The sequence below is a fragment of the Novosphingobium sp. PhB55 genome (genome assembly GCF_004368805.1).
Lineage (GTDB): Bacteria > Pseudomonadota > Alphaproteobacteria > Sphingomonadales > Sphingomonadaceae > Novosphingobium.
The window spans coordinates 306,579-330,271 of sequence record NZ_SODQ01000003.1 but is presented as its reverse complement, the minus strand read 5'-3'; the positions used below and the strand labels follow the sequence as shown (position 1 = coordinate 330,271).

At 67.5% G+C, this 23,693-nt stretch carries 16 protein-coding genes; 3 read left to right on the top strand and 13 right to left on the bottom strand.

Annotation, left to right across the window (positions count from 1 at the left end):
- Positions 1-8: 8 nt before the first annotated feature.
- From EDF57_RS09005 to EDF57_RS08970, 8 genes are all read right to left on the bottom strand, one after another.
- Positions 9-1,400 (bottom strand): hypothetical protein, encoded by a 1,392-nt coding sequence (locus tag EDF57_RS09005; RefSeq protein ID WP_134093958.1) that lies wholly within the window; start codon positions 1,398-1,400, stop codon positions 9-11.
- Entirely contained in the window at positions 1,397-2,836 is a 1,440-nt protein-coding gene (locus EDF57_RS09000; RefSeq protein WP_166675217.1) for a lipopolysaccharide biosynthesis protein, read from the bottom strand. Before EDF57_RS09000 ends, EDF57_RS09005 begins: the two co-directional genes overlap by 4 nt.
- Before the next feature lie 11 nt (positions 2,837-2,847).
- Positions 2,848-3,318 carry a hypothetical protein gene (locus tag EDF57_RS08995; RefSeq protein WP_132268377.1) on the bottom strand — a complete coding sequence of 157 codons (471 nt, stop codon included), beginning with the start codon at positions 3,316-3,318 and terminating at the stop codon, positions 2,848-2,850.
- Entirely contained in the window at positions 3,315-3,890 is a 576-nt protein-coding gene (locus EDF57_RS08990) for a DapH/DapD/GlmU-related protein (RefSeq protein ID WP_166675216.1), read from the bottom strand. The genes EDF57_RS08995 and EDF57_RS08990 overlap by 4 nt, the downstream gene beginning before the upstream one ends.
- Before the next feature lie 7 nt (positions 3,891-3,897).
- Entirely contained in the window at positions 3,898-5,145 is a 1,248-nt protein-coding gene (locus EDF57_RS08985; protein WP_166675215.1) for a glycosyltransferase family 4 protein, read from the bottom strand.
- A gap of 47 nt (positions 5,146-5,192) precedes the next feature.
- On the bottom strand, positions 5,193-6,608 hold the full coding sequence (locus EDF57_RS08980) for a hypothetical protein (protein WP_134093954.1): 1,416 nt from the start codon (positions 6,606-6,608) through the stop codon (positions 5,193-5,195).
- Positions 6,605-7,681, bottom strand: coding sequence for a glycosyltransferase family 4 protein (locus EDF57_RS08975; protein WP_166675214.1), 1,077 nt, complete (start codon positions 7,679-7,681; stop codon positions 6,605-6,607). The genes EDF57_RS08980 and EDF57_RS08975 overlap by 4 nt, the downstream gene beginning before the upstream one ends.
- Before the next feature lie 351 nt (positions 7,682-8,032).
- On the bottom strand, positions 8,033-8,665 hold the full coding sequence (locus tag EDF57_RS08970; protein ID WP_132268367.1) for a polysaccharide biosynthesis/export family protein: 633 nt from the start codon (positions 8,663-8,665) through the stop codon (positions 8,033-8,035).
- Between the two features lie 633 nt (positions 8,666-9,298).
- On the opposite strand from EDF57_RS08970, the gene galE reads away from it, so the two are divergent.
- Positions 9,299-10,303, top strand: a complete 1,005-nt coding sequence (galE, locus tag EDF57_RS08965) for a UDP-glucose 4-epimerase GalE (protein WP_132268365.1) — start codon at positions 9,299-9,301, stop codon at positions 10,301-10,303.
- A gap of 173 nt (positions 10,304-10,476) precedes the next feature.
- On the opposite strand, the gene EDF57_RS08960 is transcribed toward galE, so the two are convergent.
- The 3 genes from EDF57_RS08960 to EDF57_RS08950 all read right to left on the bottom strand — a co-directional run bounded on the left by EDF57_RS08960 (position 10,477) and on the right by EDF57_RS08950 (position 15,756).
- Positions 10,477-13,653: an autotransporter outer membrane beta-barrel domain-containing protein gene (locus EDF57_RS08960; RefSeq protein ID WP_134093952.1), complete on the bottom strand. Its 3,177-nt coding sequence runs from the start codon at positions 13,651-13,653 to the stop codon at positions 10,477-10,479.
- A gap of 158 nt (positions 13,654-13,811) precedes the next feature.
- Positions 13,812-14,786 (bottom strand): intradiol ring-cleavage dioxygenase, encoded by a 975-nt coding sequence (locus EDF57_RS25430; protein ID WP_166675213.1) that lies wholly within the window; start codon positions 14,784-14,786, stop codon positions 13,812-13,814.
- 154 nt (positions 14,787-14,940) lie between these two features.
- Positions 14,941-15,756: a response regulator gene (locus tag EDF57_RS08950; RefSeq protein WP_243840969.1), complete on the bottom strand. Its 816-nt coding sequence runs from the start codon at positions 15,754-15,756 to the stop codon at positions 14,941-14,943.
- Positions 15,757-16,466: 710 nt separating this feature from the next.
- Here EDF57_RS08950 and EDF57_RS08945 point away from each other — a divergent pair.
- Positions 16,467-18,638, top strand: a complete 2,172-nt coding sequence (locus tag EDF57_RS08945) for an ATP-binding protein (RefSeq protein WP_134093951.1) — start codon at positions 16,467-16,469, stop codon at positions 18,636-18,638.
- A complete protein-coding gene (locus tag EDF57_RS08940; RefSeq protein WP_134093950.1) occupies positions 18,638-19,627 on the top strand; it encodes an autotransporter domain-containing protein in 990 nt (329 codons plus the stop codon). The genes EDF57_RS08945 and EDF57_RS08940 overlap by 1 nt, the downstream gene beginning before the upstream one ends.
- A 20-nt stretch (positions 19,628-19,647) precedes the next feature.
- Here EDF57_RS08940 and EDF57_RS08935 read toward each other — a convergent pair whose 3' ends face one another.
- Both EDF57_RS08935 and EDF57_RS08930 read right to left on the bottom strand, forming a co-directional pair.
- Entirely contained in the window at positions 19,648-21,894 is a 2,247-nt protein-coding gene (locus EDF57_RS08935; RefSeq protein ID WP_134093949.1) for an FdhF/YdeP family oxidoreductase, read from the bottom strand.
- Positions 21,895-22,064: 170 nt separating this feature from the next.
- Complete coding sequence (locus EDF57_RS08930; protein ID WP_134093948.1) at positions 22,065-23,561, bottom strand: lipopolysaccharide biosynthesis protein; 1,497 nt, start codon at positions 23,559-23,561, stop codon at positions 22,065-22,067.
- Between the last annotated feature and the right edge of the window lie 132 nt (positions 23,562-23,693).

Below are 23,693 nucleotides of genomic sequence, written 5' to 3'. Positions count from 1 at the left end.
GTGCATGGTCATGACGTTCCCGGCGTCCAGGGGCCCCGCGCCCAGTGGCGGTTTTCGGGGTCTCGTCGGGGGGTGCGGTAAGGATTGGGAGCGGGGCGGGGCAGCGCACGGATCGCTTTCTGCATCCGGCCGCGCGCGCCGCTCGCCAGCGCCGGATAGGCGCCGAGCGAGGCGGCAAGGCCGATCAGCACGAGCGGCGCTGCACCCTGGCAGTTGATCGTGGCGGAGAGGATGGCGATCACGAAGCCGATGTGCCGGTCCGGCCGCGGCACCCGTACCAGGCGGCGGATCAGTTCCACGCCCATCAGCACGCCGAACAGGCCGAACTGGTAGAAGATGTAGAGGAACAGGTTGTCCACCGCGCTGAACGGCGAGACATAGACGCCCGTGTAGAACGCCGATGGCCCCACCGATCCGAAACCGTGGCCCAGCAGGGCCGTCGCCGGGCCGCCATCGACGATCATGTCCCAGATCCCCGGCCAGGTGACGTGAACACGCACGACCATGCTGCTCATGCCCACCGAGATCTCTCCCACGCCGTCGATGGCGAGGAACCAGAGCCCGGCCAGAGCCGGCAGGAAGAAACAGACCGAAAGCAGGGCGCCCAGCGCCATGCGGCCCGGTCCAAGCCCCTGGAACCAGCGCCAGGGCCAGAAGTCTATCACCATGGCCACGGCCAGCGCGATCAGGTTGGTGCGCGAGGTCGTGACGTTGAGCGCCCAGAGCGTCGCCACGTAGATCAGCAGGCGCACATGCCAGGTGCGGGCCTGGCGCAGCACGATCAGCGCCAGCAGCAGCAGGATGCTGGCCGAGGCGCTGCTCGCCGCACCCAGCCCGGCGATGCGCTCCTGCCCGTGGATCCACCATTCGCGCCCGGCCTCGCGCTCGACGCCGAATTGCGAGACCGAGTAGCCGGTCCAGGGCATCGTCGCGCGGGTGTCTATCGCCACGCCGGCGATCCCCACCACCAACAGCGCCATGCAGGCCCAGCGCCAGACTTTGGCGTTGAGATACGTGGGGGGCAGCATGAGCACCGCGATCAGCGGGCAGAGCAGCTTGAAGCCGGAGAACACGGCCACGGCATTCTGGTAGACCACGATGCCGACAGCCATCTGCACCGCCGTCGCCGCGAAGAGCCAGATCAGCGGCGTCGGCAGCCGCAGCGTCACGGCCGCCAGCAGCAGGCGTGCCAGCACCACCGCGATCACGGCAAGATCGGGAATGAACCAGAGCGGCCCCAGGCCGAAGCGGTCGAAATAGTAGCGCGCCGCGCCGCCGAAGACTTCGCGCGCCATGATGAGCAGCACCGCCGCGCCGGTCAGCGTGGTCAGCAGGGCGGCGAAGTTCTGGCTCCGCTTCCTTGCGGGGCGCGGGCCGTAAGGGAGCGCGCCGACACTCATGCCGCGCTCCAGCCCTGGCTGTTGCGCATGATCCAGCCGTGCCCGCGCCAGACCACCAGGCAATAGAAGGCACCCGCCGCGCCGAGCAGGGTCAGGCAGGCGACCGGCTCGCTGAAGCCGCGCAGCGGCACCAGTGCAGCGCCGAGCGCCAGCGAGAGCACGACCACGAAGGCGGAGGCGCGCGTCAGCAGCGGTGTGCGAACATGGCGGCTCACCACCGCGTAGAACAGCGCGAAACTGCCGATCTGCGAAACCGCTATGCCGATCGCCATGCCGGTGAGGCCCGCCAGCTTCACCCCTATGATGCCGCTGGGAACCAGCAATGCCAGGTTGACCGCCGGCGAGATGATCAGCAGCCGCGTCTTCTTGACCAGTTGCAGTGCCACCGAGAGGTGGAACGTGGTCAGCGCCTTGAGGATGGCGGCGATCGCCACATAAGGCAGCAGCATGGCCACGGTGTCGCGGAACGAGGGACCGACGAAAAGATGCGCCACCCCCGGCGAAAGTGCCGCCAGCACGGCCGCGGCCGGGGCGCCGATCATCAGGTAGACGATGAAGTTCTCCGCCAGGATCTTCTCGCCCGCCTCGCGTCCCTCGTTCTCGAACGCGCGGACGATGGCCGGATAGGCCGAGAGGTTGACCGCCAGCATCAGGAAGATCACGGTCTTCTGCATGAGGTCCACGGAGACCGAATACTGGCCGACCGCCGCCTTCCCCAGCATGGAGGAAACGATGTAGCGATCCGCCACGGCACTGGCATAGCCGAGCCCCGAACTGACGATCAGCGGCGCGCCGTAGCGCAGGATTTCCTTCAGGTCCGCCGCCCGCGCCTGCAGCGGCCGCAAATTGCGCCAGGCCGCGTCCGTGACGTTGGCAAGCACCGCGCAGCCGATCTGGGCGCCGAGAATGCCGATGGCCACGCCCAGCGCGCCCATGTCGAAGAACCAGACCAGCACCGCACCCACCGCCAGGGAGAGCGAGGAGCGCAGCGTCATCATCGCGAAGAAGCGCCAGCTCAGCAGGCGAAGGCGCGCGCCGACAGTGCTGATCGCAAAGAGCATCTCGGAAAAGAGCCAGAGCCACATCGCCGGCCACCAGTCGGGCGCGACACCCATGAAGTGGACCTGGAAGCCGCGCAGCGACAGCGCCACCGGAAGCAGCAGCAGGATCAGGCCCAGCCCGACGGTGGCGAGGGCATTGGCGATGTCCGGGTTGAGCTGATGCTCGGCCGCGGGGTCGTAGAGCAGGCGCGAGGCGGTAAGGCGCAGCCACTCGAAGATCGTGGCGTTGAGGAACAGCACCGTCGCCGAGACGAGCGCATAAGTGCCGAACTCGGCCGGGCTGAGCAGGTGAGTCCAGACGATCAGCGAGAGGAAGTTGAGCCCGCTCGATATGCCCAGTGCCGCGGTGGTGATCGCGCCCTTGGAGAGTTTCATGCGCCCGAGCTTCATACGGCCAGGAGGTCCTTGCGCTTCTGCGTGACGATCCGGGCCGGGGCGCCGACCGAGGTGGCGCCGTCCGGCACGTCCTGGAGGACCACGGAATTCGCGCCGATCCGCGCCTCGCGGCCGATGCGGACCGGACCGACGACGACCGCACCGGCGTAGATCACCGCACCCGGTCCCACGACCGGATAGCCTTCCTCCCGGCCCGACTGGCCGATGGTGACGTGCTGGTAGATCGTGGCGTTCTCACCGATCTCGACATCGTGGCCCACCACGATGCCCACCGGATGCGGCAGGTTGATCCACCCCGCCGGGCGCGAAAGCGGGGAGATGTGGCAGGCATAGCGCCAGTGGATGTAGCGCCGGATCACCGTCGCCATGGCGCGCCCCATGCGTCCGCGCGGGTAGAGCCGGCACATGCGCCGCCAGAGCGAGACGAGGCCCGCGCCTTCCATGGCCCGTGCCCCGCTCATCGCCGGGCCTCCGTGCGCAAAGCCTCCGTTTGCAGGGCTTCATGGCCAAACGGACGCGGCGGCAGGATCCGCGCCGGTACGCCGACGGCGATGTGCCCCGCAGGAACCGATGTCTTGACCACGGCATTGGCGCCGATCACTGCGCCCGCACCGATCTCGATGCCGCCGATCACCGTCGCGCCCGCGAAGATCGTGGCCCCGGCGCCGATGCGCGGGCAGCGCCCGGCGGCGCCGTCCTGGCCGATGGTGACGTGCTGGTAGATCGTCACCCCGTCTCCGATCACGGCATTGTCACCGATCACCACGCCCACCGGATGCGGCAGGTAGACGGCCTCGCCGACATGAGTGGTCGGCGCGATGTAGCAGCCATAGGCGCGGCGGATGTGCCCCCGGATCACCCGCGCGAGCACCCGCCCCGCCGGTCCCGAGGCCCAGAGCCCGCTCATGCGCTGCCAGGCGCGCAGGATGCCGCTGCTCGGGCTGAACCGTCCCACCGGCAGGCCGCGCGCCGGCAGAGTGCCGGGAGCGGCGTGGAGGTCGGCCGGGGCGAAAGTGCCGTCGGTCACAGCCATTTCGCGCTCAGGCCGCATCGAACAGCCGGTCCAGATGGCTCTCGTAGCGATCGATCACCGCACCCGATGTGAACACCGCGCCCATGTCGAGCGCGCCGGCACTGTAGCGGGCATAGCTGTCGGCGGAGAGCGTGCGGAAATGCTGGATCTTCTCGGCCAGCTCGCCGGCATCCTCGCCGTCGTAAAGCTCGCCGGTCTCGGCGGGAGTGACGACTTCCGGATTGCCGCCCACGCGTGAGGCGACGACCGGCAGCGCGAAGCCGTAAGCCTCGTAGATCACCCGGGGCAACGGCTCGTTGTAGACCGAGGGGCAGACCACCACGTCGACCGCGCCATAGAAGTCTTCCGCGGCCTGCCAGCCGAGGAACTGCACGCGCGGATCGCCCGCCGCCTGCGCCTTCAGCCCGGCCACATATTCGGGCTCCCCGTCACCGGCGATCACCAGCGACCACGGCCGGCCGCCCTGCGGCAGGCGGCGCACGGCCTCGATCAGCTTCTCCACGCCCTTGGTGGGAGCGAGCCGGCCGATATAGCCGAAGACCATCGGCGCGCCGTCGGCCAGCCGCTTCGCCTCAGGCACCAGCGGGCGGTCGTTGACGTTCCACTGCACCGCACAGGGCTTGTCTTCCCCGAAGGCGCCGTGGCGGCGGTGGGTATCCGCCACGAAGGCGCTGTTGGACAGGAACATGTCGACATTGCGGGTCTGGCGGCGGTTGACCCCCCGCACCACCTTGCAGCCCGAACAGAGCGACGTGCAGTTCTCGCCCGCGCGGTACATGCCCGAGCGGCTGCAGATCAGATAGTAGTCGCGCATGGTGTGGATCAGCCGCGCACCGCTGCGCTTGGCCTCGCGCAGGATCGCGGTGGAGAAGCCGTCGATGATGCTGGTGTTGACCACGTCGGGGCGGATGATGTCCAGCATCTGGCGCACGTCCCGCGCGGCGCGGAAATTCCAGAGGTCCAGCGCGTGCCACACCGCCTTCATCGCCGGGGAGCGGCGGCGCTTGTCGTAAGGCCAGTAGATGTTGCGGATCGGCAGGACGTGCAGCGTCGGCTTGCCCGGCCCGGTCACTCCGGCCTCCATGCCGGCGCGCAAGGTGGCGGCTTCCTCCCCGCGCGGGGCCAGGCGCAGGATGTGCACGTCGTGCCCCCGCTCGACCAGGCCCTCGGCCAGGGTCTGCACGGACTTGGCGCCGCCGCCGACCTGGTCGGGCCGGTAGGAGCGGATGATGAAGAGAATTCGTCGGGACGTCATGGACGTACTGTCTCCGTTGCGGCCAGTCATGTTCATATCGCTCGCGCTCATGTGCGTTCGGGGCAGTTCAGGGTGGGTTGCGCGCCGGTCTTTTCCGGCACGAGCCGCAAGTAGACGGGCGCATTGCCAAGCTTCTGCTCGCCGCCTTCGAGGGGCTTTCCGGTCATGTCGGCCAGGCCGGAGACCTTCCAGCCGGTCGGCGCGATCTTGCCGGGCTCCAGCCGCGCCACGCCGGTCTTGGCCCAGACCAGCGCCTTCACGCTGCTGCCGCCGGCTTGCGGGTCGGCCGCGAAGATCGCACCTTCCACGCCGGCACGCTGGACCGGGCAGGCATAGCGCAGGGTACCGACCTGCCGGAGCATGGTCTGCAGCGCCAGGAACGCCGGCTTGGGCGAACCGTCGGGCAGGAGCAGGCCGAAATGATGCTGGTCGTTGGCCGGATCGGTGCCGGCGTCCTTCCAGGAATACCAGATGTTGGGCGCTACGCCCGCCGCCAGCGCCGAAACCAGCGTGCGGACCAGGTAGCGCGCCTGGGCCTGATCGTCGACGCGGCCGACGACGGGGCGGCCCCATTCGGAATTGGCGATCCGGGGCGTCTTCACCTGCCCCCCCGCGGCGATGCGGTGCCACAGCCCGTCCCACAATGCGCCGTCGCGCGCGGCATCGCCGGTCATCTGATAGGGATGGACGCTGATCCGGTCGAAACAGGTGATGGCCCTGGACCCTGCCAGCGCCGTCAGGAACGGACCGTCCACCCACTTGGAGGCGGCGGGACCGTAGACTTCGGCCCGGCCCGCCGAATGGATGGCCTGGCAGGCCGCCAGTGCCATGCGGCCATAAGCGGCGGCATCGGGCTTGGGCGGCCAGAAGCGCGGGTGATCGGGTTCGTTCCAGACTTCCCAGATCGGGTCGTAGGCCGCGAAGGCCTTGGCGGCGGCGGCGGCCCACTTGCTGTAGGCCGCGATCTGGTCCGGCGCGACCGGCGGCGAGGTGCGCCGCTCGTCGCGGCCACGCCACTGGATCCTGGTGAAAGGCGTATGGACCGGGTTGCCGTAGTCCAGGATGAACAGCGGGCGCATGCCGCGCGCATGAACTTCGCGCGCGAACTCCAGGTAGGGGCCGAAGTCGTAGACGCCCGGCTTGCGCTCGGTGCGGGCCCAGCTGAAATCGCTGCGCACGAAATGGAGCCCCAGCCCGGAAACGCGGTCGAGATCGGCGGGGGTCAGGTCGTTGCCGGCAATGCCCACCACTTGCGCCACGGGCGCGGAGACGTGCCGGTCGGACCGGACGGTGCCGGGCTGCAGCAACAAAGCCGCTGCCAGCAGCGCCCCCGGGCAAAGCAGGAGCGCGGCGCCGAACAGACCGGTGCGCAGGCGGGCGCGCCGCGCACGGCGGCGTCCCGCACCAAGCGCGCGCCCCAACCCTTCTCCGGGCCGGTTCGGGCCTTGGCCCCAGCGGATCACCGGCCGAGCACCGTCGAATAGACCTGGTTCACCTGCCGGTGCATGCGCTCCATGCCGAACCGTTCCGCCACCGTGCGCGCGGCGGATTTCTGCAATTCGACGAGCATGGGACCGAGGCTGGAGATCTCCTCCATGGCCGCGCAGAAGGCTTCCGCATCGCCGGCCAGCCAGCCGTTCTCGCGGTGGTCGATCATTTCGACGATGCCGCCGGCCGGGTAGCCGACCACGGGCAGCCCCATCGACATCGCCTCCATCACCGAACGCGGCAGCGGATCGGGCGTCTCGGAAGGCACGAGCACGGCATCGAGGCCGTTGTAGATCGCCGCCAGCCCTTCGAAGCGGCCTTCGAAGCGAACCGAATCGGCGAGGCCCAGGGCTTCGGCCTGGCGCTTCAGGCTTTCGAGGTAGGGACGATCCTCCGCTTCCGCTTCACCGCGCACCAGCAGGGTGATGTCGATCCCGCGGCGACGGGCGGCGCCCATCCAGTCGATGGCGACGTGGTGCCCCTTGAAGGGATGGATGCGCCCACAAATGCCCACGACCAGCGGGGCATGGGCGCGCGGCGCCTGCAGCGCGGCGGCAGAGGGAGCCTGGACGGACTGGAGCGGTTGGGCTGCCCCGTCCTGCTTCACGCCGTTGAACACCACCGAGACATTGCCCGGCAGCATCTCGCCCGGCCAGCAGGCGCGGCTGACGAGCACGGTATGGTCGGAACTGCGGGCGAGGCCCTTCCAGATCAGGCGCTCCGAACCGCGCACGGCGATGTCGCGAACGTGGAACACGCAGGCTTCTCCGCCCAGCTTGCGCGCCAGGCCGGCGATGCAGTGGGCCTTCAGCCCGTTGCTATGGACGATGTCGGCACCGTGGCGCTTCGTCACGGCCATGAGCTTGCGCGCGGCGCCGAACCAGTCCCCGAAGGCCGCGCCCACGCTAGCGGGGCGCACCGGGCGGCGGATCGCGGCGACCTGGCCGAAATCGACGACTTCCACGGGAATGCCCCGGCTCGCCGCCTGCTCGGACACCGGCCCTTCGGCAGGCACCACCAGCAGCGGGTCGACATGCGGGTTCGCCATCAGGTCGAACAGCGATCGCTCCGCTCCTCCTTTAAAAAAGGAGACAGGGGACAAGAAGGCCACGCGATAATTCATAGGATCGGTCCCGCCGCTTTCAGGATTCAACATAGCTTATCCTTTCACTGGGCGTTGTGTTCGCAGTACCGGAGGCACTGAATTCAGGTCGGGGCGACCTTCCAGCCCGACAAGCCGCAGCCGCGGCCGCGGCCCGGCCTGTCTGGCTCGCACCGGCGCAATGGTCGCTGCGAGGATGGCAGGAGGATCGCATTCGAAAGGCTCTGCGAGGGCCGTTGGACGGGCCCTGCGCTCGAAATCACTGTCCTTGGCCGCCACGGCCCGCTGCCGGAACGGTCAGCGGGCGAAGACTGCGAAGGCATTGAATATCGGCGCTGTTCTCAGGAAGTCCTGCCAAAGCCCCTTAATTTTCGAGAAACCAACCACCACCACATCGCCGTCCATGACGATCGGATCGGGGCTGACGCCGCCGCGAATGTCCTTCAGGTCGAAGCGCGCGGCCATGCGCTGTCCGTTGATCGTGCGGAAGATCACCACCTGGTCCAGCTTGGCGGTGACCAGCGGGCTCTGCGCCCGCGCCAGCGCGCCCAGGAGGGTGGTATTGCTGGTCAGTTCATAGACGCCGGGAACCTTCACTTCGCCTTCCACCGATACGAAGCGCGGCGCGGCTTCGTCTACCGAGATGGCGACTTGCGGGTTCTTCAGATACTTGCGCCCAAGCACGGCCGTCACGTCGCTCGACACTTCGGGCGCGCTGCGGCCGGCGGCCTTGATCTGCCCGGCCAGGGGAAGCTGGATGAAGCCCGCCTCGTCCACGCGCGCCTTCTCCACGGAGAGATCGGGCTCTCCGAAGACCCGCACCTGAAGGACGTCCTTCGGCGAGATCGCATAGACAGTGGGCGCCGGAACCGTGGCGGGAATCGTCTGATAGGCAGCTTCGCCGACCGGAACATCCGGGTTCGACGTCATGGTGGAGGTACATCCTGTCAGGATGGTACCTGAAAATAGGACAGCGAGCCCAACAAGAAGCGTCTTTGTGCAGCGCACTTACGGTTTTCTCCATAAGGCTTAAGTCAATGCCCCCGATGGGGTGACCGGATGCCTATTCGGGTAATCAGGAGCGCATTGGGGTGCAAGTGCCTGGACGGCGCTCGAAAACGGCAAAGCCCACTCCTAAAACGGCACGTCGCAAATCTCTTCCGCAAGTGCGAAATCAAACGGCCGGCAGACCTGCGTTCGAACCGATCCGGCAGCGAATCCGGGATGACTATGCAATGGATAGCAATCGCCATGACAGATGTCGGAATCGCCCTGAACTGCACTTTATAGGGTGTGTTCAGTTCAGGTACAGTATTCGCCGGGACCTGCAGGCTGCTCCGGATTGGTTACCGGAGGTGCAAGGATGGTGCAGCTTTGGACGCAGTTGGCTTTGACGCACCGCAGCGCAGCGCATAATCCTGGGGTCGTCCTTGAACCCGGTTCGCGCGCGCTGCTTTCATGCCCACTTGCGCAGCGCGAATGGGCCGTTCAACAAAGCCGCCGTAGCAACCCGTTCCAATCGATTTCTCCATCCCACTTCCTGCCGTCCATCAGAGCGAGACCATGACCTCCAAGATCCCCGTTCTTGTCACCGGCGGCGCCGGCTATATCGGCAGCCACGCCGTTCTCGCCCTCAAGGACGCCGGTTGGCCGGTGGTCGTGATCGACAACCTCACCACGGGCTTTCGCTTCGCCCTGCCGGAAGGCGTCCCGCTCTACGAAGGCGACATCGAGGATGCCGCACTGCTCGCCCGGATCTTCCGGGAAGAGGGTATCCAGGCGGTGATGCACTTCGCCGGCTCGATCATCGTGCCGGAATCGGTCGAGAACCCGCTGAAGTACTACCACAACAACACCGCCAAGAGCCGCGCCCTGATCGACGCGGCGGTGAAGGCGGGCGTGCCGCACTTCATCTTCAGCTCCACGGCCGCCACTTACGGCATCCCGGAAGTCTCCCCCGTCACCGAGGACAGCCCGAAGCTGCCGATCAACCCTTACGGCATGTCGAAGCTGATGACGGAGACCATGCTGGCCGACGTCTCCCGCGCGCATGACTTCAATTACTGCGCGCTGCGCTACTTCAATGTCGCCGGTGCCGATCCGCAGGCCCGCACCGGACAGTCGACGGCGGGTGCCACCCATCTCATCAAGGTTGCGGTGGAAGCGGCCCTGGGCAAGCGGGAGCATGTCGCCGTGTTCGGCACGGACTTCGACACGCCGGACGGCACCGGCGTGCGCGACTACATCCACGTCTCCGACCTCGCCAATGCGCACGTCCTCGCGCTCGAACAGCTGATCGCGGCGCCGGGAGAATCGCTGACGATGAACTGCGGTTACGGCCAGGGCTTCTCGGTGCTGGAAGTGCTCGACGCGGTCGACCGCGTCACCAACCGCACGATCGACCGCCGCATGCAGGGACGGCGCGCGGGCGATCCCGATTCGCTGATCTCGGACAACCGTCGGATCAAGGCCACGCTGCCATGGCAGCCGAAATATGCCGACCTTGGCACGATCGTCGAACACGCACTCGCCTGGGAGCGCCGCCTGACCGAGCTGCGCGGAGCGTAGAGCCGCCGGCAGAACGGCGGCGTCCCGGAGCAAGTCCGGGACGACGTGCGGCCGAGGATCCACGATCCCCGGCCTTAAGCGCGTCGCTGCGCGTTAAAACGCTACGCACCGGCCTTTAGCGGGTCGCTACGCGTTAAAACGCTACGCACCGGCCTTTAGCGGGTCGCTGCGCCTTAAAACGCTACGCTTAGTGAAGCGCGGGCGGAGAGATCGGTGGCGTCCTGGGTCCGTTCGGCGCGGGCAGACAGCTTCCAGGTGAAGTCGTAGCCACCGGCCAGCATCGAGACTTCGCTGACCCAGGCACCCTTCAGGCTTTCGGGCGTGATGGTGAAGGCCTCCCCGGCGTCGTACGTATCGCCGCCGTTGAAATAGGCCGTGGTGCTGCCGAGCTTGCCCGACACCACTTCGCGGCGACCGCCTTCGAACTGGAACGTCAGCGGGCGCCAGTCGGGCGATATGGTCCCGAGCGAATAGGACGCCGTCACTGTCGGCGTCACCGTGGTCATCTTGCTGGTGCGGTCTGCCACGGTCAGCGCCACCGCATCGCTGTCGGCCGTTTCGCTGTAGCCGTTCTCCTTCAGCCAGAACTGCTCCAGCTCCAGCTTGGGCTTGAGATTGAAGCGGCGCGACATCTGGAAGCGATAGGACGCACCGGCCAGGCCCGAGATCAGCCAGCCGTTCCACTTGCCATCGGCGGAATACGTGAAGTCGGTATCGTCGATGGTGCCGGTGAAGGTGCGGGTGGAATCCACCGAGATCTTCGAGGCCCCGATGCGTGCCCAGGCCATGAACGGCCCCTTCCCGGTGCGCCAGAACAGGCCGAAGTCGTGCTGGCCCACGCCGAGATCGCCCGTGCCGCCATTATCCTTCACCGTGCCGTGGAGCCAGGCATAGGAAACGCCGAAGTAGCCCAGGTTCGTCCGGCGCTCGGCACCGGCGGAGAGGCCCCAGCCGCTCGCCTTGTAACCCGCTGTCGAACCGGCATCCTTGGCGGTGCGCCAGTAGACGGGTTCGAACCAGCCGCCAACGTCGGAGATCGTGAAGAGCGAGGTTTCGTCCGAAAGGTGGCGCGAAGCCATGCGGTCGCCGTGAGTCACGGCATCGAAGACGCCGCCCGAATGGTCGGGCAGAAGCCCGGCGACCTGGCTCTGAAGCGTGGCCGAATCCTCGACCTGGAGCAGGCTGGAGGTCAGGCTGTCGTCGTTCTGGGCAGTGGCGTAGATCGCATCCCAGGCCGAAGCCTCGCTGCGGGTGAGGCCCAGTTCGTCGGTCGTCTTGCGCGCGATGGTGAGATAGATGCTGTTCGCGTCGGTCGTGACATCGCCGTTGTAGATGAAGGGCAGGTCGGTGTCGGTCGAATTGAGCGTACCCTGCACGTCGAGGCTGCTGGCGGTGAGCACCGTGTAGGTCCCTTCCGCATCGCCAAGATCGGTGACTGTCGCCGTGATCTTGGCCCCGTCCTCCAGCGTGGCATTGGCCACGGTGTAAAGCGAACTGCTGCCTTCCGAAGTGTCGATATAGACACCCAGCGAGCCGCCCGATTTCACGATCAGGCTGCCGAAGCCGATGGTGTCCGAATCGCTGGCGGTCAGCTTTGCCCCGCTGCCCACGGTGACTGTCAGGTTGTCGGCATTGCTGAAGTTGCCCGAATAGACCGCGCTGTCGGACAAAGTGAGGGTGCCGCTCTCACCGTCGAAGTCCATCGTGCCGACGAAGCTGGAGGTTCCGGCCATGGTGGCCGTGCCGGTACCGCTGCCGAAATAGACGTCGCCGGTGTAGACCGTGTTGCCGGACAGGTTCAGCGTATCGTCGCCGTCGCCGAAAGTGGTGTTGCCGGTGATCGTGCCCGACGAGGCATTGATGGTGTCATCGCCCGATCCCAGCAGGATATTGCCGGTGATCGCGGTGTAGATGATGGGATCGGTGTCCGTATCGTTGTCGTCCAGGTAGTCGGCGCTGGTTTCGATATCGGCGGCGTTGAGGTACTGGTTGATCGTGACGCCGGTGGTGTTGGCGGAGAGGTCGATCGCGGTGCGGGTGTCGGTGCTCGATCCGCTGGCCGCGATGAAGCCGGTGTTGTCGATCGTGGTCAGGGTGCCCGAGAGATCCTGGATCGCCGTTGTGGAGCCTTCGCCCTGCGAAGTGATGGAGGCCGTGATCGAGCCGCTGTTATAGAGGCTGGTCACTGTACTCCCTGCATTGATGAGCAGCGCCGTCGCGGCCGAATCGTAAGTCGTGGCGTTCAGCGAGCCGGTCACCCCGATCCCGTCGGTCAGGGTGACGTTGCCGCCCTGCCCGCCGATCACCAGGCCATAGGCATCGGTATTGCTGTAATAGGCGTTGGCGCTGACCGAGCCGTCGATGGCAATCGAGTACGTGCCGGAATTGCTCGACACGCCGCCCACGGTGATGTCGCTGGTGCCGCCGACCTGGATCGCCGGGCCGTTGCCGTAGGCGATGACCGCTCCGGTGCCTTCATCGTCATCGTCGACACCGTCGCCGTCCTCGTCGTCGTTCGAACTGTCGTTGTCGACCGGGGGCGCCGCCACGTAGATGCCGCCAGCGACATTGCCGGTGATCTCCACCGCCGCCGCGCCCGAGCGGAGAGCCGCACGCGAAAGCACGATCGTGTCGCTGTCGTCGTCCGTGTAGGAGGCGCGCTGCGAGACGGTGCCCTGGATGGTCACGGTGCCGCTGACGTCGCCGTCCACCACCAGGGCCTGGGCGCCCGCGCCGGTGGCGTAGACAGTGCCTTCCACCGTCACGTCCCCGTCCACGCTCCTGGTGGAGATGCCGACCGAGTTGTCGCCGATCACGTTGATGGTGCCGGTATTGGTCACGCTGCCGACATAGTCCGAATCGACGACGATGCCGCCGGAGTTCAGGCCCTCCACCTTGATCGTGCCTTCGTTGAGGATCGATCCGCTGGTGGTGGCGCCGGACAGGACGTGGATGCCGTAGCGGTTGCTGGCCGAAGCGATCGAGCCGTCGGCAATGCCGTTCGAATCGGTGTCCGCCGGCACGAAGTCCTCGGTGACGGTAAGGGTGGCGTCCTCGCCCACGGTGATCGTCGCGGTGGTGCCGGCATTGACGGTGATGCCGCTGGCGCCGTCGGCATCGTCAAGAACCAGAGCGCCTTCGAGATCGACGGCATTGTTGCTGTCCACCGTGATCGCGCTGCCGCTGGGCAGGGTGATGGTGCCGTCCTCCGTCACGGTCACGTCACCCGCGCTGGAGGTGACGAGTGCCTTGGTGGTGGAGGTGGAAACGGTCGTGGCGGCGAGCGAAGGCGCGGCGCAAAGTGCGAGAACGAGCGCGCCGATGCTGGAAGACGTGTGCAGCGAGGTCATGATGTTCGGATCTCTTCGTGAGCGTAAGGCTGCCGGCGCGGCGCAGGAACGATCCTGCGCCGCATCGCCATCGCCCTCAGGCAGGTTGTCGCTCGCCAGGCGGCGAGGAGTCTCGATGAGCCGCCCCTTTCGGGGCGGCGATTACGATGGAGCGCCGGTCAGGTGGCGATGCCGATGAGCGCGGTGCCGGTATATCCGGCCGTGGCGCTGCCACTCAGCGTGGGGGTCATCTGGGCGATCTGTGCCGAACTGTTGTCGCCGAAGACATTGTCCGAAGAGATCGAGATCGCGTTGTAATTGGCGATGCTGGCGGTGTAGCGCGTGTCGCCGGTGAAGACCGCGGTGTTGGTGGCCGCCGGCATGGCCAGCTGCGAGATCAGGCTGGCCGTGCGGCCCGTGCTGGCCGAAGTCAGGCCGCCCGTGAAGATCTCGAAGTGGATATGCGGCCAGCGCCCGGAATAGCAGGCCGGGTAGATCGTGGTGAAAGTCACCTTGCCCTCGGCATCGGTCACCTGCACGCCGCGCAAGTAGCTCTCCGTGGTGACCCCGCTGGAATAGAGCGAGTACTTGCCCGCAGCATCGCAGTGCCAGACGTAGATCGCCGCGCCCTCAATGGCGGCGCAGCCGTTGTTCACGTCCACCAGTTGCAAGGTCAGCTCCAGCTTGACCCCGTCTGCCGTGGTCGTGGAATTGATGAAGCTGGAGCGGATGTCCGAACGCACCACGCCGCTGACGGTCAGCACGTTGGAGGTCGAACCGCTCGCGCTGTTGGTGCCGTCCGCGGGGTAAGGCCCGTTGGTCTCGGTGGGATCGGCGATGCAGCTGCTGGAGGAGGTGCCGCCGGAGCTGGTGGAAGAGGTGCTGGTCGACGATGTGCTGGTCGAACTCGTGCTCGACGTGCTGGTGGAACTCGTCGTGGCGGTCGATCCGCTGTTGGTCGACGTGGAACCGTCGTCACCCCCGCAGGCGGTAACGGCAGTGAAGCCTCCCGCACTGGCCAGGATGGCCAGCGCGCGGCGCCGACCCATGATATTCTCACCGATCGTCTTCAGGTCGTGAAGCAGGCCGCCGTGATGCCCCTGGTCGCAGTCCAGGTCCCCGCCCGAATGGTGGTCTTGATGGTAGTCTTCCATTGCAATCTCCCCGCGTGTCGCAAGTCGCGCGACGGGGCCGGGAGACCGGCGTCGCGGATCAGGTCACGACGAGGATTGAAAGCCGGCGTTTGCGATCGGATTTCAGGTGCATTTCACCTCCATGGCGAAACGCCCTGCCGTAGCGGCCGGGCTGTCATGCAGGTGAAATGTCTCCGGACACGGAGGGCACGAAAAGATAGCCCTCGTTGCGCACGGTGCGGATGATGTCGCCGCCGCCCTCGCCTTCCGCCAGCTTGCGGCGCAGGCGCGAAAGCTGAACGTCGATGGCGCGGTCGTAGTGGTCGCTGTCCTCCCCGCGCGACCAGTCGAGAAGCTGGTCGCGGGTGAGCACGCGGCGCGGATGCTCGGCAAAGGCGCGGAGCAACCGGAATTCGCCATCCGAAAGCGAGATCAGGCGATTGGCCGGATCGAACAACAGGCGCAGGCCCACGTCCATGCGCCAGCCGGAGAAATAGAGACATTCGCCCGAATGGATGTCGTTGACCGGTCGCGGTTCCGGGGCGCCGGAACGGGCGGTGGCGGCCGAGACGACGCGGTCCACCGCGGCGCTGCCGCCAGCCCCGGCGCGCCGCCGCAGCACCGTGCGGATGCGGGCCAGCAGCTCGCGGGGATTGCAGGGCTTCGCCAGGTAATCGTCGGCACCCATTTCCAGCCCGACGATGCGGTCGACATCGCTGCCCACGGCGGAAAGCATGATGACCGGCGGCGCATCGGGGCCAAGCCCGCGCAGCGCCGTCAGCCCGTCCTCGCGCGGCATCATCACGTCCAGCACGATGAGATCGAAGTGCTCCCGCGCCAGATGCTCGCGCATGGCGCTGGGGTCGGCGGCCGTCTCGGTGGCGTAACCGTGTTTTCCCAGGAACTCGCTGATGAGCGAGCGGATGCCGTCATCGTCGTCGACGATGAGGATGCGGGTTTCGAGGTCCATCGGGGCACGTTCTAGGATCATTGTGCGCCGATAGGAACCCCGTGTTCCACGCGGATTTCAGCGGCGATACAGCTTGCGACAGCCCGGTAACGCCATTGCAATCTGCGTGAAATCCGCAGGCAAACTCGAACCGCAAAATCCAGCGACATGAACATTCGAGTTCGTCAGGTTCCGTCCTGGATGGACTGCAGCGCGTCTTCGGCGACATCCCCCGTTGCCTTCGCGGCGATGCTGCATTCCTCCGGAACGGCCGGAACCGCCGTCCGGTTAGCCACCGCCAAGGCGCCGGACGGCGCCGGGTCCGTCGCAGCGACAGGTCACGTAGTCGCACCCGCCCTGTCCTGCGACGGCCCCGGAATTATATCGCTCCGAGGATGGCCGGAAACCCTACCCGATAGTGACACAAATCGGTGGTACCCGGCGCTTCGTGCCAGCGGCTCCAGGCGGGCTGGCCAACAGAGAGATTGCCCTCCGGCACGATCGCCGGACAGGCCACGAGGTGACCGTCCCCGCCAGGCAGCGTCCCGCTGCATGATGGGGGCGCGGAGCGGGTTCGGAAGAGCGGTGTCCCTCTCTTCCGAGCCCGCGCCGCAATATCCGTCGGCAAGCCCCACTTCCTCCGGCCCATCCTTCGCCCGGGCCTTGGCGACAATCCGCAGGTTCGGCGCTGAAGCCGCCGCTCAGAATGCCACGGCTCGAAATAGCGGGCGATTCGTGGCAATGGCGCAGCCATGACCCCGCCCCGCCTGACCAACCGACTCGGACTGCCCCTGGCGATGCAGATGATCGTCATCCTCGTCTGCGCGCTGATCGGTGCGCAGCTGGTGACGCTCGGCCTCACGGTGATCCTGCCTCCCAGCCCGACGGCCCGGTGGAACATCGACGAAGTCGCCAGCGCGCTGACCACCGGCGATCTGTCCGATCGGCTGGAGCGCAAGCCCATGGTCGGCCCGCCCGACGTGAGCGGACAGGGCTGGCTGGTCTCGGAATCCTCGCGCGATGCCCTGGCCCAGCGACTCGGGCGGCACCGCAAGGACGTGGTCCTGGCCTTCTACACCCAGCTTCCTGTCGGCGGCGTCGCGGTGCCGAGCAATGCCCGGTCCCCGCTGGCGATGGTGGAAAGCAAGGGCGCGGCGATCAGCCCCGGCGCCAGGGTTTCCAGGCTGCTGGTGGGATCGGCCGATGCCCAGTCGATCCCCGGTGGCCCTCCGCCGGGCGGCGCTCCCGGTCCCAGCGGCATGCCCGGCGGGCACTTCCCCGGCGGCATGCCTCCGGGCGGATCGATGCCGCACGTTCCGTCCATGCCCCGCCCCGCGATGCCGGGCGGCGGCGCGAGGCCGGGCGGCCACGTTCCGGGCGGCGCCATGCCCGGTGGCAAGGTTCCCGGCGGCAAGGTTCCCGGCGCCGCGCCGGGCGGCCAGCGCCCTGGCGGAGGCCAGCCCGGTGCGCCATCCGGCGGCCAGACCCCCGGCAATGCCGCGCCCGGCGCCGGCACGGGCGGCCAGACCGCGGCGCCCGGAAATCCCTCGGGCGGCGTGGCGAACCAGGATGGTCATCCCGGCCAGTTCGTCTCCCCGGGCGCGCGGCCGGGCGGCATGACCGGACCCATGGCCGGCCCCATGGGCAATGGCGCGATCGGCGGGGGGCTTCCGGCCCCGGTCATGCCGAGCATGAACGACATCCCGCGCGCCACCCTGCCTATCGCCACACCCGATCCGATCGCCAGTCCCACGCTGGCCAGCCGCCCGGTCGCGGTCTCGATCCCGCTGCCGCCGGTCACGCTGGCTTCGCCCTCGGCCAGCGCCTCCGCCGTGCCCACGCCTCTGGCAACGTCCGCGGCCGAGACTGCCACGCCCCTGCCCGCAGTGCCCGGGGCGCCGCAGCCGATCCCGTTCCGCCACGCGGAAGGCAGCTTCTTCGCCCTCACCTCGCCCCCATTCATCGAGGGTGACTTCGTAGCCGCCACCCGTCAGCCGGACGGCCAGTGGCTGGCCGTCGCCCCCCGCGCCGAGCCCTTCCCGAATGCCTGGCAGAAGCGCGTGATGCTGTGGTTCGCGCTGTCCCTGGCGATCATCAGCCCGCTGGCCTGGCTGTTCGCGCGCCGCATCGTCGTGCCGCTCAAGGACTTCGCGCAGGCCGCCGAGCAACTCGGCCGCGATCCTTCGGCCACGATCCTGCCGCTCTCCGGCCCGGCCGAGATCGGCCGCGCGGCCAATGCCTTCAACCAGATGCGCTATCGGCTGCGCGCCTTCGTGGACGACCGCACGGCGATGGTCGGCGCCATCAGCCACGACTTGCGCACCCCGCTCACCCGCCTGCGCTTCCGCATCGAGGACGTGCCGGACGACCAGCGCGAGGGGCTGCTCAAGGAAGTGACCGAGATGGAAGCGATGATCAGCCAGGTCATCGCCTTCATTCGCGATGCCTCCACCCCCGGCCCGCGCAAGCGCGTCGATTTTGCCGATCTCATCGCCGGCAGCGTCGCCGATGCGCAATTGGTGGGCGGCAAGGTGACGATCGAGCACAATCTCCATATTCCCGTCGAAGTCGACCCGGTGGGCATTCGCCGCCTGCTCGGCAACCTGCTGGAAAACGCCATCAAGTACGGAGACAGCGCCAAGGTCCGCGTCAGCCTCCTCGACGGTGAGGCCGTGGCGGAGATCGTCGATGCCGGGCCGGGTATCCCCGAGGACGAGTTCGACCGCGCCTTCGAGCCGTTCTATCGTTCGGAAACCGCCCGCAAGTCGGGGCAGAACGGCACCGGCCTGGGCCTGGCGGTGTGCCGCTCGATCGCCCGCGCCCATGGCGGCGACGTCCATTTCGTGCACGGCGGCGACGGCTTCGCCGCCCGCGTGACCGTGCCGGCAGCGGCCTTCGATCCGACCCTGCGAAAGGCCGCCTGATGCTGCATTCCTTGCCGGCCTGCCTGCTGCTGGCAGGCGCGGCCGCCCTGTCGTCTCCGGCATTGGCGCAAGATACGGCGCCGCTACTCGAAGCGAGCGCCACGCCCGAAGGCGCAACCCTTTCGACCGAGGCTGCTCCGGCCGCTGCCGACTCGAGTGCCGAAGATCCCGCGAATGCCGATCAGCCCCCGCTCCGCGCCGCGCCCTGGACGGTTACCGCCTCTGCCGGGGTCAGCAACCGCGACGATGGCCCGGATGGGTCCTGGCAATCGCTTTCGCTGACCCGGCAGGTCGGCCGGGGCTATGTGCGGGGCGGGCTGATGCGCTATCACGGCACGCTGATCCAGGCCTATACGGCGCTGCCCTCTGACTATTACGTTGCCACTCTCGGCGCCGGCGGCAACTTCGACAACTGGGTGGTCGATGGCTGGGCCAGCTACGGCCGGCAGGACTACGGCCGGATCACCACCGAGCGCGGCAGCCGCGAGAGCACCGGCGCGAAAAGCAGCGGCTACTACGCGCTGGGCGGCGATTTCGGGCGCATCTTCCCCCTCTCGCCGCGCTGGTTCGTGACCCCCACGGTCGTCGGCTCCTATGCCGAAGGCCGCCTGCTGCGCCCCGCGCCGGAATTCGCCGATCTCGTCGATCTCGAAACCCGCGAACCGACCTGGACGCTCGGCAGCACCGTGCGCATCGACCATGCCTTCGGCAAGAACGCGGACCATTACATCGGCGCTTCCGTCTCGCGGAACTGGACCAGCAATGCCGTGTCCGAAGTGACGCGCGGCCAGTTCGAAGGGCTTGAGAACGTCCCCCGCTCCGGCCTGCTCGATTCGCAGCACACCGCGGACGGGTGGTGGGAGGTGGGCGTCAGCGCCAACATGAAGCTGACCGACCGCCTCCACCTGGACCTCTATGCCTCGCGCAGCTTCGACGCGCTGGCGGGGAACACCACCGCCGGCGGCATCTCGCTGCGCCAGTCCTTCTGATCCGCCCCGGTTAGCGGCTTTCAGGCGGCGCGGACGATCTCCACCGGGATCGACTTGTAGGCCGGCGTGCCGCTTACCGGATCGTAGTCGTCCAGCGGCACCAGGCAATTCGCCTCGGGGTAATAGGCCGCCAGCGAGCCGCGCGCGATGGCGTGCTTGACCACCGTGAAGCCCTTGAGCGCGCGTCCGGCCGGCGTGGTGACATCGACGATGTCGCCATGGGCCAGCCCCAGCATGTCCAGATCGACTTCGTTGGCGAAGATCACGTCACGGCGCCCCGTCACGCCGCGATAGCGATCGTCGAGGCTGTAGATCGTGGTGTTGTACTGGTCGTGGCTGCGGATGGTGGTGAGCAGCATCGACCTTGCGCCGTCTTCGCGCGCGGAGGGGTGGGCGATGAACTGCGCCTTGCCGCTGGGCGTCTTCCAGATCCGGTCGCTGGGCGGGATCGTCAGGCGGAAACCGCCCGGCTCGCGAACGCGCCGGTTGAAGGCGTGGAAATCGGGATAGACCTGCTCGATCCCTTCGCGAATGCGGTCGTAGTCGGCGACCAGACCGTCCCAGTCCACCCGCGTGTGCGGCATGGCGGCCTTGGCCAGGCCCGCGACGATCGCCGGCTCGGAGCGGACATGCGGCCCCGGCGCCTTCAGCTTCCCGCGTGAGGCATGGACCATGGACATGCTGTCCTCGACCGTGACGAACTGCGCGCCGGCTTCCTGCTCGTCCAGCTCGGTACGGCCGAGGCAGGGGAGCACCAGCGTCTCGCCCGCCGTGAGCAGGCAGGTGCGGTTGAACTTGGTGAGCACGTTGACCGAAAGATCCAGCCCCCGCACGGCGGCGAAGCAGGCTTCGGGGTCCGGCATGGCCACCGCCAGGTTGCCGCCCAGCCCGATCAGCGCCCGGGAGCGGCCCTCGCGCATGGCCTCCAGCGCTTCCACGGCATTGTGCCCATGCGCGCGGGGAGAGGCGATGCCGTAAGCGGCGTCGAGCCGTTCCAGCATGTCCTCGGTCGGGATCTCGGTGATGCCGACTGTGCGGTCGCCCTGCACGTTGCTGTGGCCCCGCAGCGGGCAGATCCCCGCGCCTTCCTTGCCGAAGTTGCCGCGCAGCAGCAGCAGGTTGGCGATGGACTGCACGTTCTGGGTGCCGTGGCGGTGCTGAGTGATGCCCATGCCGTAGCAGACGATCACCCGCTCGGCATCGATATAGACTTTGGCCATCGTTTCGATGGCATCGCGGGTCAGGCCGGACTCGGTCTCGATCCAGTCCCACGAGGTCGCGTCGAGGTCGGCCTTGAGCGCCTCGATACCTTCGGTGTGCTCGGCGATGAAGGCGTGATCGAGCGCATCGGCCGCGATCACCAGCTTCATCATGCCCTTGAGCATCGCCATGTCGCCGCCGATCCGCACCTGATGATAGGCCGAGGCCAGCGGCGTGGCGTGAGTGGAGAGCATCTCGGTGGGATGCTGGGGCGACTTGAAGCGCTCCAGGCCGCGTTCGCGCATGGGGTTGGCGACCACGATCGGCACGCCCCGCTTGGAAGCGGCGGCCAGGGTCGAGAGCATGCGCGGGTGGTTGGTGCCGGGATTGTGACCGATGCAGAAGATCGCATCGGCATGGTCGAAGTCTTCCAGCGTCACCGTGCCCTTGCCGATGCCGATCGACTTGGGCAGCCCCACGCTCGTCGCTTCATGGCACATGTTGGAGCAGTCGGGGAAATTGTTGGTCCCGAACTCGCGCGCGAAAAGCTGGTAGAGGAACGCCGCCTCGTTCGAGGCGCGGCCCGAGCAATAGAACTCGCAGGCATGAGGATCGTCCAGTTCGCGCAGCACCGCGCCGGCACGCGCGAAGGCCTCGTCCCAGCTGATCGGCACGAAATGATCGGTGTCGGGGTCATAGCGCAGCGGTTCGGTAAGGCGCCCGGCGTCCTCCAGCCGGTGGTCGCTCCAGGTCCACAGCTCGCTGACGCTGTGCTGCGCGAAGAAATCGGGATCGACGCGCTTGACGGTCGCTTCCCAGGTCACCGCCTTGGCGCCGTTCTCGCAGAATTCGAAGGAGGAGGTATGCTTCGGGTCGGGCCAGGCGCAGCCGGGGCAATCGAAACCGTCCGGCTGGTTCATCTGCAGCAGCGCGCGCGTGTCCGGGCTCGCCTTCATCTGCTCGCGCACCGTCCGCGCCACCGCACCCAGCGCACCCCAGCCGCCGGCGGGGCCCTTGTAGTCGCTGATGCCTTCGAGATTGTCGTCCGCGGTGTGCGTTTCGGCCATGACCCAGGTTCCTTTCAAGACCTTGGCATAGACGACGATGTCGCGGAGGAACAGGGTGCCGGCGGCGGGGATCGCTCGCTTCGCCGCGGGTTTGCCCTGGCGGACAGGTTTGTCCTGGCTGGGCTGGCGGGGCTGGGCTGGCGGGGCGGGGCGGGCGGGGCGGGGCTGGCCTAGCCGAGCTGGCCCTTGCCGCGCCGAAAGCGATCCGGCAGGAGGTTCCCGGCCAGACGCAGCATTTCCGCCATCGCCTGCCGCCCGCCCGGCGTGCAGGCCTGCGCCGCCACCGCGCCGAAGTAGCTGGCGACTACCGCCAGGGCCAGCAGCAGCACCGTTGGCAGTCCCCGCGCGACCAGAGTTTCGCGCGCCATCGCCACGATCCCCCAGGCGAACAGCCCGCCCGCCAGCGAGGGAAGCTGGACGAGGTACATGAACCGCTGGGACACCGGCGTGCGCCTCGTCGCATAGTGATATTGCAGCGGCAGGGTCGCCAGCTGGCCGGTGAAATAGGCGCAGGCCACCCCCACCGCGCCCCACCGGACACCGATGAAGAAGCTGATGATACTGATCGTGCTGGAAAACATGCCCCAGTACATCATGTTCCGGGTGTTGCCGGTGCTGATATAGAGCCAGCCCGTGGTGCTGGGCACGCATTGCACGATCGCGGTGAGGCTGAGCCAGAAGAAGATCGGGCTCGCCGCCGCCCAGCGCTCGCCCAGCAGGAAGGGCACGAGCTGCTCGCTGCACATCGCCGCCGCCAGGATCCCCGGCATGGACACGAGCGCCAGCGCCCTCAGAACCAGTTCGTAGACTCGCCGATAGCGCGCCGGATCGTCGCGCACCCGGCCCAGCACGGGCAGCATGACGCGGCTCAGCGGCTGGTTGAAGTTCTGCAGCGGGAACAGCATCAGCTTGTAGCTGCGGTCGTAGAGGCCCACTGCCTCGGCGCCCTCGGCCTTGGCGACGATCACGTTGTCGAGATTGCGGGCGAAGAAGTTGATGAGGTTGAAGCCGGTCAGGTTCGCGCCGAAGACCACCAGCTTGCGTACGCCCCGGAACGAGACGCCGAGACGCGGCCGCCAGGGGTAGGCGCGCCACATCATCACCGTGCTCACCACCGCGTTCAGGAAGATGCCCAGCCAGATCGCCCAGTAGTTCTTCAGGATCAGTGCCGCGAGCGCGGTGAGCACGAAAGTCGCGACGGCGACGACGATGTCGTTGATGCTGAGGGCATGGAAACGCATCTCGCGGTTGAGCAGGGCCTGGTGCTGGAGCTTGAGACCGGTGACGAGAATGGTCAGCCCGGTCGCGGCAGTGACATAACCGGCGCGCACGTCGCCGTAGAAACTGCTCACCAGCGGGGCCAGGGCGGCCATGACTAGGGCGGCGAAGATGGAAATGAGGACGCTCAGCCAGAACAGCGCATTCGAATGCTCCTGATCCAGCTCGCGCGCCTGCACCACGGCCTGGGTGAAGCCCAGGTTCTGGAACGTCATGATCAGCCCCATCAGCGGCGCGACCATGGCCGATACGCCGTAGTCGGACGGAGACAGGGTGCGGGCGACGACGATCGTGGTCGCCGTGGTGGTGAAGACCTTCACGATCTGCGCCATCCCCGTCGCGGCCATGCCCCGCGTCGCCTTGCGCCCGATCTCGTCGGTTTTCACCATGGCCTAGGCCGCGGAGACGGTGAGGACGCCGATGGTGACGGCGATGATAACGGCAGGGATCGACTGCTGTGCCGGCGCCTTCAAGCCTGCGACCTTTCGAAGCTGCAGTGGTTGCGGCAGCACTGCCGCCGT

Excerpts from the sequence above, each read along its gene's own strand:
- EDF57_RS09005 (WP_134093958.1), bottom strand. The coding sequence starts at position 1,400 with ATGAGTGTCGGCGCGCTCCCTTACGGCCCGCGCCCCGCAAGGAAGCGG.
- EDF57_RS09000 (WP_166675217.1), bottom strand. The coding sequence starts at position 2,836 with ATGAAACTCTCCAAGGGCGCGATCACCACCGCGGCACTGGGCATATCG.
- EDF57_RS08995 (WP_132268377.1), bottom strand. The coding sequence starts at position 3,318 with ATGAGCGGGGCACGGGCCATGGAAGGCGCGGGCCTCGTCTCGCTCTGG.
- EDF57_RS08990 (WP_166675216.1), bottom strand. The coding sequence starts at position 3,890 with ATGGCTGTGACCGACGGCACTTTCGCCCCGGCCGACCTCCACGCCGCT.
- EDF57_RS08985 (WP_166675215.1), bottom strand. The coding sequence starts at position 5,145 with ATGACGTCCCGACGAATTCTCTTCATCATCCGCTCCTACCGGCCCGAC.
- EDF57_RS08975 (WP_166675214.1), bottom strand. The coding sequence starts at position 7,681 with ATGGCGAACCCGCATGTCGACCCGCTGCTGGTGGTGCCTGCCGAAGGG.
- EDF57_RS08970 (WP_132268367.1), bottom strand. The coding sequence starts at position 8,665 with ATGACGTCGAACCCGGATGTTCCGGTCGGCGAAGCTGCCTATCAGACG.
- galE (WP_132268365.1), top strand. The coding sequence starts at position 9,299 with ATGACCTCCAAGATCCCCGTTCTTGTCACCGGCGGCGCCGGCTATATC.
- EDF57_RS08960 (WP_134093952.1), bottom strand. The coding sequence starts at position 13,653 with ATGACCTCGCTGCACACGTCTTCCAGCATCGGCGCGCTCGTTCTCGCA.
- EDF57_RS25430 (WP_166675213.1), bottom strand. The coding sequence starts at position 14,786 with ATGGAAGACTACCATCAAGACCACCATTCGGGCGGGGACCTGGACTGC.
- EDF57_RS08950 (WP_243840969.1), bottom strand. The coding sequence starts at position 15,756 with ATGATCCTAGAACGTGCCCCGATGGACCTCGAAACCCGCATCCTCATC.
- EDF57_RS08945 (WP_134093951.1), top strand. The coding sequence starts at position 16,467 with ATGACCCCGCCCCGCCTGACCAACCGACTCGGACTGCCCCTGGCGATG.
- EDF57_RS08940 (WP_134093950.1), top strand. The coding sequence starts at position 18,638 with ATGCTGCATTCCTTGCCGGCCTGCCTGCTGCTGGCAGGCGCGGCCGCC.
- EDF57_RS08935 (WP_134093949.1), bottom strand. The coding sequence starts at position 21,894 with ATGGCCGAAACGCACACCGCGGACGACAATCTCGAAGGCATCAGCGAC.
- EDF57_RS08930 (WP_134093948.1), bottom strand. The coding sequence starts at position 23,561 with ATGGTGAAAACCGACGAGATCGGGCGCAAGGCGACGCGGGGCATGGCC.